This is a genomic window from Streptomyces carminius (assembly GCF_002794255.1).
Lineage (GTDB): Bacteria > Actinomycetota > Actinomycetes > Streptomycetales > Streptomycetaceae > Streptomyces > Streptomyces carminius.
In genome coordinates, this window is sequence record NZ_PGGW01000038.1 from 36,070 (window position 1) to 51,102 (window position 15,033).

Below are 15,033 nucleotides of genomic sequence, written 5' to 3' on the forward strand. Positions count from 1 at the left end.
GGGCGCGGGGCCCCGCGCCCGCCCGCTCAGAACGCGGCGAGGTAGTCGGGCACCGCGACATCCGGCGCCAGGTCGTCGGCGGGGACGAGCGGGCCGAAGGTCCGGCGCACCGGCAGGACGCCGCTCCAGTGGGGGAGACCCAGATCCTCCGGCTCGTCGTTCGGGCCGCCGGTGCGCACCTTCGCCGAGACCTCCGCCAGGTCCAGGGCGACGACGGCGGTGGCGGCCAGCTCCCGGGCGCTGGGCGGGCGGGTGTCGGCAGAGCGCCCGGGGACCGCCTGGTCGACCAGGGCGTCGAGCGCCGCCGCCCGCTCGGCCGGGCCGGTCACCTCCCGGGCGGTGCCGTGCACCACCACCGAGCGGTAGTTGACGGAGTGGTGGAAGGCGGAGCGGGCCAGTACCAGGCCGTCCAGATGGGTCACCGTCAGGCACACGGGCAGCCCGTCCCCCGAGCCGCCGTCCGGGCCGCCCGCCGCGCGCAGCGGGCGGGAGCCGGTGGAGCCGTGGACGTACAGCCGCTCGCCGACCCGGGCGTAGAGGGTGGGCAGCACGACCGGCGCGCCGTCACGGACGAAGCCGAGGTGGCAGACGTACCCCTCGTCGAGGATCGCGTGCACCAGCGCGCGGTCGTACGTGGCGCGCTTGCGGCCGCGGCTCGGGATCGTGCGCTCGGTGGGTGCGTAGGCGCTCCCCGGGGCGGTGGCGGACATGGCACTCACTTTCTGTGTCTGTCTCCCCGTCGACTCGTCGATGCGTCGACTTGTCTCCGGCTTGTTCCGACCTTTTGTAATAGTGCATAATTGTTTCTGTGCTAGGAGAATATCGGATCGAAGGGCGGCGCGCAGCCGAGATCGCCGCCGGCGTGGAGCGCGGGGTGGGATCGGGGGAACTGGCGCCCGGGCAGCGGCTGCCGCCGATGCGGGAACTGGCGGCCGGACTGGGCGTGAACCCCAACACGGTCGCCGCCGCCTACCGGCTGCTGCGCGAGCGCGGGGTGATCGAGACGGCCGGACGGCGCGGCAGCCGGATCCGGCCGCGCCCGGCGAGCACCTCCCGCGAGATGATCGGGGTCGAGGCACCCGAGGGCGCGCGCGACATCTCCACGGGCAACCCGGACCTGGCGCTGCTGCCGCCGCTGGACGCCGCGCTCACCGCCGCCGCGGCCCGCCACCGGGAGCGGCCGGCGCGCTACGGGGACTTGGCCGTCACCACTTCCCTGGCCCGGCTCGCCCGGGCCGCGTTCGACGCCGACGGGGTGCCGGCCGGACCCGTCGCGGTCACCTCCGGCTCCCTGGACGCCATCGAGCGGGCGCTGCTGGCCCATCTGCGGCCGGGGGACGCGGTCGCCGTCGAGGATCCGGGCTGGGGGAGTCTGCTGGACCTGGTCCCGGCGCTCGGCCTGCGGACGGTGCCGGTCGCCCTGGACGACGACGGTCCGCTGCCGGACGCGGTGGAGCGGGCGCTGCGGACCGGCGCGCGGGCGCTCGTCGTCACCGACCGGGCGCAGAACCCGACCGGTGCGGCCGTCACCGCGGAGCGGGCCCGGGAACTGCGCCGGGTGCTGGCCGGCCACCCCGGCGTCCTGCTGGTCGAGGACGACCACGGGCACGGCATCGTCGATCTCCCCCTGCACCCCCTGGCCGGCGCGGACGGTCCCGCACGGCACTGGCTGCTGGTGCGCTCCACCGCCAAGGCGTACGGCCCCGACCTGCGGCTGGCCGTACTGACCGGCGACGAGATCACCGTCGGCCGGCTGGGCGGGCGGCAGCGGCTCGGGCCCGGCTGGGTCAGCCACCTGCTCCAGCACACCGTCACCGCCCTGTGGGAGAGCCGCGCCGTCGACCCCGACGCGGTGGCCCGCTCCTACGGCGCCCGCCGTGACGCCCTGGCCGGTGCGCTCCGGGCGCGCGGCCTGGCGGCGCACGGACGCAGCGGGATGAACGTGTGGGTGCCGGTCCCCGACGAGACCGGTGCGGTGGCCCGGCTGCTGCGCGCCGGATGGGCCGCCGCCCCGGGTGCCCGGTTCCGGATCGACTCGCCGCCCGGCATCCGGCTGACCGTCTCGGACCTGGCCGCCCACGACATCGGACCGCTCGCCGACGCGGTGGCGGCGGCCGTCCGGCCCGGTGAGCCCAGACGCTACGGCTGAGGTCCGCTCCCCGGGAGCCGGAGCGGGGCGCGCCGGGCGGGCCGGAGGGCCGGCCACGTCCGCGCCCGCCGGCCCGCCCGCCGCGCCCCGCCCTGGGTGAGCGCCGCGCCGGCCAGCACGACCAGCGCGCCCACGGGGGTGTTCCAGGTGAGCCGCTCGCCCAGCAGCGCGACCCCCGCCGCGGTGGCGATCACCGGGATGAAGTAGGTGACCAGGGTGGCCCTGGTCGGTCCGATCTCGGCCACCAGCCCGTACTGCAGCAGGAAGGCGACCCCGGTGCCCAGTACGCCCAGCGCGGCCACGGCCAGCAGCGGCCCCACCGGGAACGCGGTCGGGAAGGAGGTGAACAGCGGGGTGACGACGGCCAGTTGGGCCGTGCCCAGCAAGAGCTGCGAGGCGGACATCGCCAGGTTCGAACCACCGGTGTTCGCCAGCGTGCGCCGGACGTAGGCCCAGCCGACCGCGTAGCTCGCCGAGGCCACCAGCGCCAGGACCGTTCCGGTGGCGTCGTGCCCGATGCCCTGTCCGGTGAGGCTTCGCCAGGCGCCGAGCACGATCAGGACCCCGGCGAAACCGATGCCGAGTCCGGCGACGCCGCGCCTGGTCGGCCGGTCGTCGGAGAGGGCGGCCAGCGAGAGCAGCATGCTCCACAGCGGGGTGGTGGCGTTGCAGATGCCCGCCAGCGTGGAGGAGACGGTCAGCTCGGCGTAGGCGAAGAGGGTGAACGGCAGCGCGTTCAGCAGGAAGGCGGCGACGGTCAGGTGCCCCCAGGTCCGTGCCCCGCGCGGCAGCCGCTCCCGGCGCAGCAGCAGTACCGCGCCGAGGACCGCCGTGCCGAACACCATCCGGCCCAGGGTGACCTGGAGCGGGGCGTACCCCTGGGTGCCGACCTTGATCAGCAGGAAGCTGAAGCCCCAGATCAGGCAGAGGGTGGTGAAGCGGAGGCGCCAGTCGAGGGCGGGACGGCGGACGGGAGCGGCGGACGAGCGCGCGGGGTGGGCGGGAGGGCCGGCGGCCGGGGCGCCGCGAAGGGGAGCGGTGGCGGACATGTGGCTACGATCGCGCGCTCAACGGTTAAGGACAAGCGAGATTCTCTGCACCCAACCGAGTAGCATCGCTTACATGTTGAACCTGGAGCGGCTCCGTATCCTCTGCGCCGTCGCACGCCACGGATCGGTGAGCGGCGCGGCCGAGGGGCTGCACGTCACCACCTCGGCGGTCTCCCAGCAGATGGCCAAGCTGGAACGGGAGACCGGGCAGCAGCTCCTGGCCAGGAACGGCCGCGGCATCCGGCTCACCGACGCCGGACGGCTGCTGGCCGACCACGCCCGGCGCGTCCTCTCCCAGCTCGAACTCGCCGAGGCCGAGCTGGAGGCCCACCGCGGCCAGGCCGTCGGCGAACTGGTGCTGGGTGCCTTCCCCACCGCCGCCCGCGGGCTGTTCCCCACCGCCCTGGCCGCGCTGCGCGCCGACCACCCCCGGCTGCGTGTCCGTCTGCGGGAGTTGGAGCCCGAGGACTCGGTGCGGACGCTGGTGCGCGGGGACATCGACCTCGCGGTCGTCCTGGACTGGTACAACCGTCCGCTCTCCCTGCCGGGCGGGCTGGCCAAGGCACCGCTGCTGGACGACCTCGCCGATGTGGCCATGCCCGCCGGCCACCCCCGGGCCGGAGCCGAGTGGGTGGAACTGGCGGACTTCGCGGACGACGAGTGGATCTCCTGGCCCGGCGGGGAGTTCTGCCACGACTGGCTGCTGTTCACCCTGCGCGGCCAGGGCATCGAGCCCAAGCTGTGCCACACGGCCGGGGAGCACTCCACCCAGCTCGCCCTGGTGGGCGCCGGGCTCGGCGTCGCCGTCGCCCCGCGGCTGGGCCGCGGACCGCTTCCCCGCGGCATCGCGGTCGCCCCGGTGCGGCACCCGATGAAGCGGCACGTCTACGCGGTCTGGCGCGAGGACGCCGACCGCAGGCCGTCCATCCGGGCCGCGGTGCGGGCGCTGCGCGACGCCGCGGACGGCATCATCGAGGACCGGCTTCCGGTCCGGGGGGAGGGTGCCCGGCTTCCGGTCCGGGGGGAGGGTGCCCGGCTTCCGGCCCGGGGGGAGGGTGCCCGGCTTCCGGTCCCGGAAGAGGGGGACCGGCCGGCGGCCGGCCGGTGAGCGGACCGCCGCCCGCCCGGGTCAGGACGGGCGGGCGGCGGAGCGGGAGCGAAGAGGAGAGACAGGACGGACAGGACGGACAGGACGGACGGGACGGGGAAGCGGCGGCTCAGCCGAGCCGTACGGAACCGCCCTCGACCGAGACGTTCGCCTGCGCCAGCGGCTGGGTGGCGGGGCCGCCCTGCACCGAGCCGTCCGCGATGCTGAACCTGCTGTTGTGGCAGGAGCAGACGATGGCGCCGTCGGCCACCGAACTCACCAGGCACCCCTGGTGCGTGCAGACCGCGGAGAACGCCTTGTACTCACCCGGATTCGGCTGGGTCACCACCACCTTCTGGTCCTTGAACACCGCGCCGCCGCCCTCGGGGATCTCGGAGGCCTGGGCGAGCTCCTGGCCGCCGCCGTCGCCACCGGCCTCGTCGGACCGGTCCTGTCCCGACTGGCCGGACTGCTGGTCGGCGGAGCCTGAGTCGCCGTAACCCGAGCCGTCGTCGGAGTCCGAGCAGGCGGTGAGCGTGGTGGCGAGCGAGACCGCGCCGGCCGCCGCGAGGACGGAGCGCCTGGAGGTCAGTGGAGTTGGTGCGTCGGTCATCTGGGCACTTCCCTGCTTCCTGCTGTGCGAGGACTGTGGGGATGAGGTCACAGGGCCATACGCACCGCGGGGCCGCCGCGTTCAACCGCCGCCGCACGGCGGGGAACACGGTGACGGGCAGGGTGGCGGACGGCCCGGTGAAGCACGCGGCCGAGTGGTGCTCGGCCGCCCATGCACGCCGCCCACCGGGGACACCCGGCCACCGGGTGTCACGGGCGGCGCAACATGCGGCACAGCGGTACCGGGTGCTCGTACCTTTCGGCCATCCGGGCCGAAAGGGCACTCTTCCCCGGTGTCCTGTCGTCCACCGACCCTGAAGGGGAGGGAAGCAGCGCGGGCAGCATGGAGGGGCCGCGATGTCCGAACCGCTCTACGTTCCCGTCCTGCCGGTCCGGCAGCACGCCAGGATGGCCTACGAGCGCATCCGGCCGGACGTACAGGCCGCAACGGCCCCCTTGTGGAACCTCCCGCCGTGCTCCGGGCCGCCCCCGGCGGGGCCGGGGAGAGCTCACTGGCAGAAGGAACTGAGTCGGGTGAGGGGAGCACACCGACGTCATCCCGGCTGGATCGACGCCCCGTTCGCCGAGGAAGCATGTTTACCGGAGCTTTCGGAGATCCTGTCCGAGTGCGCCGGGCTCTCCCGGCTGCTCCGCCCGGTGACCGGTCCCGACCGGAGCGGAGCCCAGCAGTCCGCCGCCCTGGAGACGGCTCGCCGGTACGGCTGCGGGGCCGGCGTCCGGGTGCGTGTACCGGGTGAGTGGGACGGTCGTACCACCGAAGCCGTCGACCATCTCCTGGGCGGAGGCCGCCCCGATGTCCCCGTTGATCTCCTGCTGGACCTGGGCGCCGTCCTGCCGGGCCGTCCCGGCGCGGGCAAGGAGGCGCTGCGGGCCCTGGACGCCCTGCTTCCGCTGGTGGCCTGGCGGACCGTCGCCGTTCTCGGCGGCGGTTTTCCCCAGCTCACGGGCGGCATGCTGGAAACGGGGGAACTCCACGAGGAACCCCGCGGTGACTGGTGCATGTGGCAGGAGGCGCGCGCGAGCGGCCGCGACTACCTGCCGCGGCTGACGTACGGTGACTACGGCGTACAACCCGTCACCGCGCTCGCCCGGGAACAAGGCCGCGGAGGCCCGCCCTGGGGCATCCTCCGCTACACGACCGAGGACTGGTTCGTGCTGTGCAAGGTGCCGAACACCGGGCCCGACCGTACGGCGGGAATCCGGACGGCGGCCCGCCGGATCCGTGAGCTGCCCGGCTTCAGGGGAGCGGCGGCGAGCGCCGGGGAGACCTGGCTGCGTGACTGCGCGGAGGGCCCTCTCACGGCAGGCAGGGGCACAGGACAGGCGGCGGACTGGCTGCGGGCCGGGAACGTCCAGCACATGACATACGTCGTTCGGTGCTCCCGTCCGTACTGACCTGTCCGTGTCCCTCCGGCCGGGCGGTGGCGCCGGTGCGCCCTGTGTCTTCCCGTACTGTCCGGTGCGCCTCGCAGAGGCCGCCATCGTCGGCGGACCACCGGTTTCCGGACCGGCTGAACCGACGACGGCGCGCGGTCCCGCGATGACCTCGCGGTGCTGATCCGGCCGGGGGCCGAGCGCCCGCGCTGCGCGCGGCGTACCCGCGGTCCCAGGCTGCCCGCCTCCGCCCGGGGCCGGGGGAGCGGGGCGCCGGACGGAACTTTCCGAGAGGGATCACGGGTTCTCCCCGGAGCGCGGGGAGCCGGTGGAAAACCGTGCATCGCAAGGCACCTGTGCCGTATAGCCTGGGAAAATGCTCCCCGAAGTCACCGCCACGCGCTATGTGACGCCGCTGCGCGAGGGCGGCTCGCTGCCCGGGCTCGTCGAGGCCGACGACCTGGGCACCTATGTCGTCAAGTTCACCGGTGCCGGCCAGGGCCGCAAGACCCTGGTGGCCGAGGTGCTGTGCGGGCGGCTGGCCCGGTGGCTGGGGCTGCGGGTGCCCGATCTGGTGGGCATCCAGGTCGACCCGGTCATCGGGCTGGGCGAGCCCGACCAGGAGGTCCAGGAACTGCTCAAGGCCAGTGGCGGGCTGAACCTGGGGATGGACTTCCTGCCCGGCTCGATCGGCTTCGACCCGCTCGCCTACCGGGTGGACGCGGCCGAGGCCGGGCGCGTGGTCTGGTTCGACGCGCTGGTGGGCAACGTCGACCGTTCCTGGCGCAACCCCAACATGCTCGTCTGGCACGGCGACCTGTGGCTCATCGACCACGGCGCGACCCTGATCTGGCACCACAACTGGCCCTCCGCGGCGCAGGCGGCCGGCCGGCCGTACGACGCCTCCGACCACGCCCTGGCGCCGGTGGGACCCGACCTCGCCGCCGCGGCGGCGGAGCTGGCGCCGCGGGTGACGGAGGAACTGCTGGCCGAGTGCGCGGCCGGCATCCCCGACGAGTGGCTGGCCGGCGAGCCGGGGTTCGGCACGCCGGACGCGGTGCGCCGCGCCTATGTCGAGGTGCTGGCGGCCCGGGCCGGTACGGTCCACGAGCGGATCACGCTCGGCGTCCCGAGCCAGGACGGGCCGTCGAGGGCGCCGGGCTGGCTGCGGGACTGGGCGGACGCCGTCAGCGGACTGCGGAAGGGCGGACAGGCGCGGTGAGTGGACGCACGGACGGACGGGACGTCTTCGAGTACGCCGTTCTGCGGGTCGTCCCCCGGGTGGAGCGCGGTGAGCTGATCAACGCCGGGGTCGTCGTGTACTGCCGGGCCCGGTCCTATGTCGCGGCCCGTGTCGAGCTGGACGAGGACCGGCTGCGGGCGCTGGACCGGGGCGTTGACGTCGAGGGCGTGCGGGCCGCGCTGCACGCCGTGGAGCGCGTGTGCCGCGGGGGAGAGGCGGCGGGGCAGGCCGCCGCCGACGACGCCGGACGGCGCTTCCGCTGGCTGGTCGCGCCCCGCTCCACCGTCGTCCAGCCCGGTCCGGTGCACACCGGGCTGACCGCCGACCCCGAGGCGGAGACCGAGCGCCTCCTGGACGTACTGGTGCGCTGAGCGCCGGGCGGCCCCTGCCCCGGCCTCCGGAAGCCCCGCAGGAGGGGTCCGGCGCGGGGCGGGGAGTGGGCTGGGACTCACTCGCGCCGTGGGACGTTGACAGGGCCCGTACCTGCTTCTAGCGTCACGTCCACCACAGGTACTAAGCGGTTGCTCAGGCATCGGGGAGCGAGGGAGTCGGCATGTCCACCACCGAACAGCGGGTCGCGATCGTGACGGGCGCGGCACGGGGCATCGGCGCCGCCACCGCCGTCCGGCTGGCCGCCCGGGGGCGGGCCGTCGCCGTGCTCGACCTGGACGAGGCGGCCTGCCGGGGCACCGTGGAGGAGATCACCGCGGCGGGCGGCAGGGCGCTGGCGGTCGGCTGCGACGTGTCGGACGCCGGGCAGGTCGAGGCCGCCGTGGCCCGGGTCGCCGGGGAGCTGGGCGCACCGGTCGTCCTGGTCAACAACGCCGGGGTGCTCCGCGACAACCTGCTGTTCAAGATGAGCGACTCCGACTGGGACACCGTGCTGAACGTGCATCTGCGCGGTGCCTTCCTGATGTCCCGGGCCTGTCAGAAGCACATGGTCGACGCGGGCTTCGGCCGGATCGTCAATCTCTCCTCCAGCTCCGCGCTGGGCAATCGGGGGCAGGCCAACTACTCCGCCGCCAAGGCCGGTCTGCAGGGCTTCACCAAGACCCTCGCCATCGAGCTGGGCAAGTTCGGCGTCACCGCCAACGCGGTGGCCCCCGGTTTCATCGCCACCGAGATGACCGCCGCCACCGCCGCCCGCGTCGGCATGGACTTCGAGGCGTTCCAGCAGGCCGCCGCCTCCCAGATCCCCGTCCAGCGGGTCGGCAGGCCCGAGGACGTCGCGAACGCCATCGCGTTCTTCACCGGTGACGAGGCGGGCTTCGTCTCCGGCCAGGTGCTGTACGTGGCCGGCGGGCCGCTCGACTGACGGCCGGAAGACCCCTCAACCGGCCCACCGGCCCACCGGCCCACCAGGAAACGGAAGAGACATGTCAGTGCGGGACAACGGCAGGGTCGCCATCGTCACCGGGGCGAGCCGCGGCATCGGCTACGGCATCGCCGAGGCGCTCGTCGCCCGCGGCGACCGGGTGTGCGTCACCGGCCGTGACGAGAAGTCCCTGGAAGAGGCCGTCGCGCGGCTCGGCGCGGACCGGGCCCTCGCAGTGGCCGGGAAGGCGCACGACGCGGCCCACCGGGCGGAGGTGGTCGAGCGCACCATGGAGGCGTTCGGCCGGGTGGACCACCTGGTCAACAACGCCGGCACCAACCCGGTCTTCGGCCCCCTGGCCGAACTGGATCTGGCCGTCGCCCGCAAGATCTTCGAGGTCAACGTGCTCTCGGCGCTCGGCTTCGCCCAGCTCACCTGGGCGGCCTGGCAGAAGGAGCACGGCGGCACCGTCGTCAACATCGCCTCCCTGGCCGGGCTGGGCGCCTCGCCCTTCATCGGCGCCTACGGCATGAGCAAGGCCGCGATGGTCAACCTCACCCTCCAGCTCGCGCACGAGATGTCGCCGGGGGTACGGGTCAACGCCATCGCCCCGGCGGTGGTGAGGACGAGGTTCGCCGCCGCGCTCTACGAGGGGCGCGAGGAGGAGGTCGTCGCCGGCTATCCGATGGGGCGGCTCGGCACGCCCGAGGACGTCGCCGGCGCCGCGGCCTTCCTCACCTCCGACGCCTCCGGCTGGATCACCGGCCAGACCCTCGTGATGGACGGCGGCAAACTCCTCAACGCCGGGATCGGCTGACTGCGGACGCCCGGGAAGCCCAGTACGTCCCGGCGTCCACGGGCGCCGCGCAGCGCGCCCGGCCGGCCTGTACCGCCCCGGTGCCGGGCCGCCCGACCGGCGGCCCGGCACCGGGGTCTCCGCTTCCAGCCGCTCTCTCGCCCTCCGCCGCGGACCCGCGCTGCTCCTTGCTCACAAGGGGTGCCGACTCCGTCACATGCTGCGGTATGGTCTGCGGCGTCGTCGACGCGGCAGACCTCAAGGGCCTGCCGGGGGCCTGCCGTACGTGCGGCCGCACGCGCGCCGAAGGCGCGCGTCCCCACCCTTTCCCGTCGGCGGACCACCCCCGCGCACACCCAGGCACCAGTGGCATCGCCGACCGAGGAGCGTTACGAGTGTTCAGCCAGGACAGGCCTCTTCTGAAGGGCACGGCCGCGGTGGCGGCGGCGGCCCTGCTCGCCGGATGCGGCTCGCTGGTCGAGGGAGGCGGACGTGCCGGTGGTGCCGGCAGCGCGCTCACGGTCGGCACCACCGGCGCGCCCACCTCCCTCGACCCGGCCGGTGCCTGGGACGGTTCATGGGAGCTGTTCCGCAACGTCTACCAGACGCTGCTGTACTTCCCCGACTCCAGCGGCACCCCGGAACCCGACGCCGCCCAGCGCTGCGCCTTCACCGACAAGGCCAGCAGCGTCTACCGCTGCGTCCTCAGGGAGGGCCTGACCTTCTCCAACGGCAGCCCGCTGGACGCCGAGGCGGTGAAGTACTCCCTGGAGCGCACCCTCGCCATCAAGGCGGACACCGGTCCCGCCCAGTTGCTGCAGAGCATCGACCGCATCGAGACCTCCGGCGACCGGACGGTCGTCTTCCACCTCAGGCGGCCCGACGCGACCTTCCCGCTGGTGCTCGCCACTCCCGCCGCCTCCCTCGTCGACCCCTCCGCCTATCCGGCCGACCGGCTGCTGGACTCCGCCACGGTCACCGGCTCCGGACCGTACCGGCTGGCGTCGTACGAACGGGGCGAGCGGGCCGAACTGGTCCGGAACAGGGAGTACGAGGGTTCCGCCGAGATCAAGAACGCCGCCGTCACCATCCGGTACTTCGAGGACCCGGCGGAGATGGTCGACGAACTGGGGAAGGGCGGCATCGACCTGACCTACCGGGGGCTGACCCCCGAGCAGATCTCCGACCTCCGGCGGAACCGCGCCGACCACCCGGACATCAAGCTCAGCGAGGTCTACGGCACCGAGATCCGCTACCTGGCGTTCAACCCGGAGCACGAGCCGGCCGGCGAGCGGGCCGTCCGCCGGGCCGTCGCCCAGGTCATCGACCGCGAGGAACTGGTCAGCGAGGTCTACGAGGGCACCGCCGCGCCGCTGTACTCCATGGTCCCCAGCGGGATCACCGGGCACACCAGCGCCTACCACGAGGAGTACGGCGACGAGCCCGGCGCGGAGAAGGCCGAGGCCGCCCTGGAGGAGGCCGGGATCACCGGGAAGGTGCCGCTGACCCTGTGGTACACCACCGACCGCTACGGGGCGGGCACCGAACGGGAGTTCCGCGAGATCGAACGGCAGCTGGAGGAGTCGGGGCTGTTCGAGATCACCCTGGAGGGGCGGAGGTGGCGCGAGTTCCAGAAGGGGGTGGCCGAGGGCGAGTACCAGGTGTTCGGCCGCGGCTGGTTCCCGGACTTCCCGGACGCGGACAACTACATCTCGCCGTTCGTCGGCAAGGAGAACGTCCTGGGCGTGCCGTACGAGGACGCCGACCTGACCGGCGGGCTGCTGCCCCGGTCCCGCAGGCTGGGCGACCGCAGCGCGGCCGGCGACGTCCTGGCCGAGGCCCAGCGGATCCTGGCCGAGGACGCCCGGCTGCTGCCCCTGTGGCAGGGCAAGCTCCACATCGCCGCCCGTGACGACGTCGCCGGTGTGGAGTGGAGCACCGACTCCTCGACGATCATGCGGATGTGGGAGCTCTCCCGCAAGAAGAGCTGGTGACCGCCGGGCTCTCCGTACCGCCGTGCCGTTGTCGGCGGGCCCCGGTACGTTCTGAGGGCGCGTCCGGGAAGGCGCGCGGAACCGACACCGGAGGTTGTCTCACGTGAACGGCATGCTGCCCGAGTCCTGGCACGGGGTCCTCGGTGACGAGCTCGAGAAGCCCTACTTCAAGGAGCTCGTCGAGTTCGTCGAGGAGGAGCGGGCACGCGGACCGGTCTACCCGCCCCGGGAGGAGGTCTTCGCGGCGCTGGACGCCACCCCCTACGACCGGGTCAAGGTGGTGATCCTCGGCCAGGACCCGTACCACGGCGAGGGCCAGGGGCACGGGCTGGCGTTCTCGGTGCGCCCCGGGGTGCGGATCCCGCCGTCCCTGCGGAACATCTACAAGGAACTGCACGCGGAGCTGGGCTGTCCCGTCCCCGACAACGGCTATCTGATGCCCTGGGCCGAGCAGGGCGTGCTGCTGCTCAACGCGGTCCTGACGGTCCGGGCCGGGGAGGCCAACTCCCACAAGGGCAAGGGATGGGAGAGGTTCACGGACGAGGTGATCCGCGCCGTGGCCGCCCGGCCCGACCCGGCCGTCTTCGTGCTGTGGGGGGCCTACGCCAGGAAGAAGCTGCCGCTGATCGACACCGGGCGGCACGCGGTGGTCCAGGGAGCCCACCCCTCGCCGCTGTCCGCGAAGAAGTTCTTCGGCTCCCGCCCCTTCACCCAGATCAACGAGGCGATCACGGCGCAGGGGCACACCCCGGTCGACTGGTGCGTCCCCGACCTCGGGGCCTGACGGCGGCCGGGCCGGCCCGCGGAGCCGGACCGGGGTGGCCCGGCCGGCGCCACGGGGCCGGTCCTCAGGCCAGCTCGTACTCGAAGCTGTAGGGGACGGACGGTTCGCCGTGCACGGCGGTGAAGCCGCCCGTCCCCCGCAGCCCGGCCAGCTCTCCGGTGCCGGAGCCGGGCACCACCTCGAAGACGCAGCGCACGGTCGCCCGCTCGTCGAAGGTGCCGCGCTCGGCGAGGACGAAGCTGCCCTTGCGGCCGCCGACGGTGCCGGTGAGCAGTTCGTGGCCGCTGAAGGACCCGGCCGAAGCCGGATTCCCGGTGGTGTACACGGTGGTGTAGGCGCACGCCGTCCCGGCGGCCTCGATACCGCCGGTGAAGTGGTTGGTGACGGTGGTGGTGGTCAGCCTCGGGCCGTCCTCGGCCGCGGAGAGGACGGTCTCCCGCCAGTCGGCGAAGGTGAAACTGCCGGTGGTGTGCGTGGGCATGGAACTTCCTCCGTAACCGGTGGCGCGGGTCCGTCCCGCGCCCGGTGCCCCCACCCTCGCGCCCGTACCTGACATCTTCTGTCAGGTACGGGCGGCAGACTGGTGCCATGCGCGCCGACCGCCTGCTGCGGATGCTCCTGCTGCTCCAGAACCGGGGCCGGATGACCGCCCCCGAGCTCGCCGCCGAACTGGAGGTCTCGGTCCGGACCGTCTACCGCGACGCGGAGGCGCTCATCGCCTCCGGCGTGCCGCTGGCCGCCGACCGGGGACCGGAGGGCGGCTACCGCCTCATGACGGGCTACCGCACCCGGCTGACCGGGCTCACCGGGGAGGAGGCCGACTCCCTCTGGCTGGCCGGCATGCCCGCCGCCGCGGCCGAGCTCGGGCTGGGCGCCGGACTGGCCACCGCCCAGCTCAAGCTGCGTGCCGCGCTCCCGGACCGGCTGGCCGAGCGCACCCGGCGGATCTCCGAGCGCTTCCACCTCGACGCTCCCGCCTGGTTCCGGGACGCCGACCCGGTACCGCAGTTGGCGCGGGTGGCGGAGGCCGTCTGGGAGCAGCTGGCGGTACGCGTCCACTACCGCCGCTGGCGCGGTGAGGTGCACCGCGAGCTGCACCCGCTCGGGCTCGTGCTCAAGGGAGGCATCTGGTACCTGGTCGCCCGTGCCGCCGCTGCCGCCGCTGCCGCCGCTGCCGCCGCTGCCGCCGCTGCCGCCGGAGTTTCCGGGGACGCCGGGGACTCCGGAGCGGGGGAGCGGGCCGTGCGCACCTACCGGGTCTCGCGCATCCTCGCACTGGACATCCCCGGCGAGCGCTTCGAGAGGCCCGCGGATTTCGACCTCGCGGCGTACTGGGCGGAGGTCTCCGGCCGGATGGAGACCGGGCGCCACCGGGGCGAGGCGCTGCTGCGCCTGTCACCGCGCGGTCTGCGGCTGCTGCCCATGCAGTTCGGCGCGGTGGGCGCGCGGGCGGCGGCGGAGGCGGACGGACCGGACGAGGACGGCTGGGTGCGGGTGCTCCTCCCGGTGGAGAGCACCCCCATGGCGGTGGGCGATCTGCTCCGGCTGGGCACGGAGGCCGAGGTGCTCGGCCCCGCCGAACTGCGCTCGGCGGTGGCGGACGCGGTGGGAACGCTGGCGCGCCGGTACGGGCGCGGCGACGGTGGCGGCCGGCCCCGGGACGGCGGCTGACCGGGCTCCGCCCGGGAGCCCGCCGGTGCCCGCGCCGGAGGCGTCAGCGGAGACTCCGGCAGAACCCGTCCTCCAGCCCGTGCGGGTCCCAGCCGGCGACGGAACCGGCCACATCGCACATGCCGGGGCCGGCGGGGCCGGAGCGCGCCGGTGGCGTGCCGCCTCCGGGAGCGGGTGCAGGCGTGTGGGAGGGGGCACCGCCGGGGGTGCGCCCGGGGGTGTGCGCAGGTGCGGGAAGGGACCGGGGGGTGCGGGAGGGCGTCCGCCCGGCCGGTGGGCGCCGCCGCTCGGGTGCCGGTGCGGCGGTTCGGGCGGGTGGCCCGGTGCGGCGGGCGGGCGGCGCCGCCGAGGTCCCGGGCACGGCCCGCGGACCGGAGGCGGGGCGCGCCGCCCGGCGGGGAGTGTGGGCGGCCCTCCCGCGCGGTGCGGGAGCCGGCCGCACGGCGGAGGGCCCCGGAGCGGACCGGCGGACCGGCTCGGTCCGCCCCGGCTCCCGGCTTCTCACTCCGCTCCCTCCGGCTCCCGTCCCGGCGGCCCGGTCCTTCCGGTCCTTCCCGCGCCTCTCGTCCTTCTTGCCCTTACGGCCCTTCCCGTGGTGCCCGGCCCGCTCCCGTTCCCCCGGGACCTGGGCCAGGTTCTCCCGCGCCGGGCCCGGGCTCTCCCGGGGCCCGGCGTGCCGCTCGGCGGGAAGGGAGGTGGCGGGCCGGGGCGGCGGCGTGCCGCCCGCCGCCCGGGAGCCGCCGGCCACCGTCGTACAGCCCGCCAACGTCACCGCCGTCAGGCAGGCCCCGATCAGTACCAGGGCACCGGTTCCGGTCCTCATGTCTCGCACCTGGACAACTCTGCCGACCGCGGCCGCCACCGGGAAACCTCCACCGGAGTGACACCGGCGGCCCGGCGGCACCCGTACGGCCTACGGAGCGGGGCGTACGGGTGAG

Annotated in this window: 14 protein-coding genes; 10 read left to right on the top strand and 4 right to left on the bottom strand. The window is 74.5% G+C overall.

What is annotated here, in order from left to right:
• Nucleotides 1–26: 26 nt before the first annotated feature.
• Entirely contained in the window at nucleotides 27–710 is a 684-nt protein-coding gene (locus tag CUT44_RS09080; RefSeq protein WP_100201654.1) for a pyridoxamine 5'-phosphate oxidase family protein, read from the bottom strand.
• A gap of 98 nt (nucleotides 711–808) precedes the next feature.
• Here CUT44_RS09080 and CUT44_RS09085 point away from each other — a divergent pair, with 98 nt between their 5' ends.
• Nucleotides 809–2,149 carry an aminotransferase class I/II-fold pyridoxal phosphate-dependent enzyme gene (locus tag CUT44_RS09085; protein ID WP_100201655.1) on the top strand — a complete coding sequence of 447 codons (1,341 nt, stop codon included), beginning with the start codon at nucleotides 809–811 and terminating at the stop codon, nucleotides 2,147–2,149.
• Here the strand turns inward: CUT44_RS09085 and CUT44_RS09090 are convergent.
• Complete coding sequence (locus CUT44_RS09090; RefSeq protein ID WP_100201656.1) at nucleotides 2,140–3,198, bottom strand: DMT family transporter; 1,059 nt, start codon at nucleotides 3,196–3,198, stop codon at nucleotides 2,140–2,142. The two genes, CUT44_RS09085 and CUT44_RS09090, sit on opposite strands and share 10 nt — an antisense overlap.
• Nucleotides 3,199–3,271: 73 nt before the next feature.
• Between CUT44_RS09090 and CUT44_RS09095 the strand changes: the two genes are divergently transcribed.
• Nucleotides 3,272–4,306 (top strand): LysR family transcriptional regulator, encoded by a 1,035-nt coding sequence (locus tag CUT44_RS09095; RefSeq protein ID WP_100200144.1) that lies wholly within the window; start codon nucleotides 3,272–3,274, stop codon nucleotides 4,304–4,306.
• 109 nt (nucleotides 4,307–4,415) lie between these two features.
• Here CUT44_RS09095 and CUT44_RS09100 read toward each other — a convergent pair whose 3' ends face one another.
• The gene (locus tag CUT44_RS09100; protein ID WP_100200145.1) at nucleotides 4,416–4,898 is read right to left on the bottom strand and encodes a Rieske (2Fe-2S) protein; all 483 of its coding nucleotides are present in this window, start codon (nucleotides 4,896–4,898) and stop codon (nucleotides 4,416–4,418) included.
• Between the two features lie 356 nt (nucleotides 4,899–5,254).
• Between CUT44_RS09100 and CUT44_RS09105 the strand changes: the two genes are divergently transcribed.
• The 7 genes from CUT44_RS09105 to CUT44_RS09135 all read left to right on the top strand — a co-directional run bounded on the left by CUT44_RS09105 (nucleotide 5,255) and on the right by CUT44_RS09135 (nucleotide 12,424).
• Nucleotides 5,255–6,313, top strand: a complete 1,059-nt coding sequence (locus CUT44_RS09105) for a beta family protein (RefSeq protein WP_100200146.1) — start codon at nucleotides 5,255–5,257, stop codon at nucleotides 6,311–6,313.
• Between the two features lie 355 nt (nucleotides 6,314–6,668).
• Entirely contained in the window at nucleotides 6,669–7,514 is an 846-nt protein-coding gene (locus CUT44_RS09110; protein WP_100200147.1) for a HipA family kinase, read from the top strand.
• The gene (locus CUT44_RS09115; RefSeq protein WP_100200148.1) at nucleotides 7,511–7,906 is read left to right on the top strand and encodes a DUF3037 domain-containing protein; all 396 of its coding nucleotides are present in this window, start codon (nucleotides 7,511–7,513) and stop codon (nucleotides 7,904–7,906) included. The genes CUT44_RS09110 and CUT44_RS09115 overlap by 4 nt, the downstream gene beginning before the upstream one ends.
• A gap of 182 nt (nucleotides 7,907–8,088) precedes the next feature.
• Nucleotides 8,089–8,850 (top strand): 3-oxoacyl-ACP reductase FabG, encoded by a 762-nt coding sequence (fabG, locus tag CUT44_RS09120; RefSeq protein ID WP_100200149.1) that lies wholly within the window; start codon nucleotides 8,089–8,091, stop codon nucleotides 8,848–8,850.
• A gap of 61 nt (nucleotides 8,851–8,911) precedes the next feature.
• On the top strand, nucleotides 8,912–9,667 hold the full coding sequence (locus tag CUT44_RS09125; RefSeq protein ID WP_100200150.1) for an SDR family oxidoreductase: 756 nt from the start codon (nucleotides 8,912–8,914) through the stop codon (nucleotides 9,665–9,667).
• A 374-nt stretch (nucleotides 9,668–10,041) separates the two neighbouring features.
• Complete coding sequence (locus CUT44_RS09130) at nucleotides 10,042–11,640, top strand: ABC transporter substrate-binding protein (protein ID WP_233221061.1); 1,599 nt, start codon at nucleotides 10,042–10,044, stop codon at nucleotides 11,638–11,640.
• 112 nt (nucleotides 11,641–11,752) lie between these two features.
• The gene (locus CUT44_RS09135; RefSeq protein WP_100200363.1) at nucleotides 11,753–12,424 is read left to right on the top strand and encodes a uracil-DNA glycosylase; all 672 of its coding nucleotides are present in this window, start codon (nucleotides 11,753–11,755) and stop codon (nucleotides 12,422–12,424) included.
• Nucleotides 12,425–12,488: 64 nt separating this feature from the next.
• On the opposite strand, the gene CUT44_RS09140 is transcribed toward CUT44_RS09135, so the two are convergent.
• Nucleotides 12,489–12,905, bottom strand: coding sequence for a DUF3224 domain-containing protein (locus tag CUT44_RS09140; protein WP_100200152.1), 417 nt, complete (start codon nucleotides 12,903–12,905; stop codon nucleotides 12,489–12,491).
• A 107-nt stretch (nucleotides 12,906–13,012) separates the two neighbouring features.
• Between CUT44_RS09140 and CUT44_RS09145 the strand changes: the two genes are divergently transcribed.
• Nucleotides 13,013–14,095, top strand: coding sequence for a helix-turn-helix transcriptional regulator (locus CUT44_RS09145; protein WP_100200153.1), 1,083 nt, complete (start codon nucleotides 13,013–13,015; stop codon nucleotides 14,093–14,095).
• Nucleotides 14,096–15,033 lie beyond the last annotated feature (938 nt).

Excerpts from the sequence above, each read along its gene's own strand:
- CUT44_RS09080 (WP_100201654.1), bottom strand. The coding sequence starts at position 710 with ATGTCCGCCACCGCCCCGGGGAGCGCCTACGCACCCACCGAGCGCACG.
- CUT44_RS09090 (WP_100201656.1), bottom strand. The coding sequence starts at position 3,198 with ATGTCCGCCACCGCTCCCCTTCGCGGCGCCCCGGCCGCCGGCCCTCCC.
- CUT44_RS09095 (WP_100200144.1), top strand. The coding sequence starts at position 3,272 with ATGTTGAACCTGGAGCGGCTCCGTATCCTCTGCGCCGTCGCACGCCAC.
- CUT44_RS09100 (WP_100200145.1), bottom strand. The coding sequence starts at position 4,898 with ATGACCGACGCACCAACTCCACTGACCTCCAGGCGCTCCGTCCTCGCG.
- CUT44_RS09105 (WP_100200146.1), top strand. The coding sequence starts at position 5,255 with ATGTCCGAACCGCTCTACGTTCCCGTCCTGCCGGTCCGGCAGCACGCC.
- CUT44_RS09110 (WP_100200147.1), top strand. The coding sequence starts at position 6,669 with ATGCTCCCCGAAGTCACCGCCACGCGCTATGTGACGCCGCTGCGCGAG.
- fabG (WP_100200149.1), top strand. The coding sequence starts at position 8,089 with ATGTCCACCACCGAACAGCGGGTCGCGATCGTGACGGGCGCGGCACGG.
- CUT44_RS09125 (WP_100200150.1), top strand. The coding sequence starts at position 8,912 with ATGTCAGTGCGGGACAACGGCAGGGTCGCCATCGTCACCGGGGCGAGC.
- CUT44_RS09135 (WP_100200363.1), top strand. The coding sequence starts at position 11,753 with ATGCTGCCCGAGTCCTGGCACGGGGTCCTCGGTGACGAGCTCGAGAAG.
- CUT44_RS09140 (WP_100200152.1), bottom strand. The coding sequence starts at position 12,905 with ATGCCCACGCACACCACCGGCAGTTTCACCTTCGCCGACTGGCGGGAG.
- CUT44_RS09145 (WP_100200153.1), top strand. The coding sequence starts at position 13,013 with ATGCGCGCCGACCGCCTGCTGCGGATGCTCCTGCTGCTCCAGAACCGG.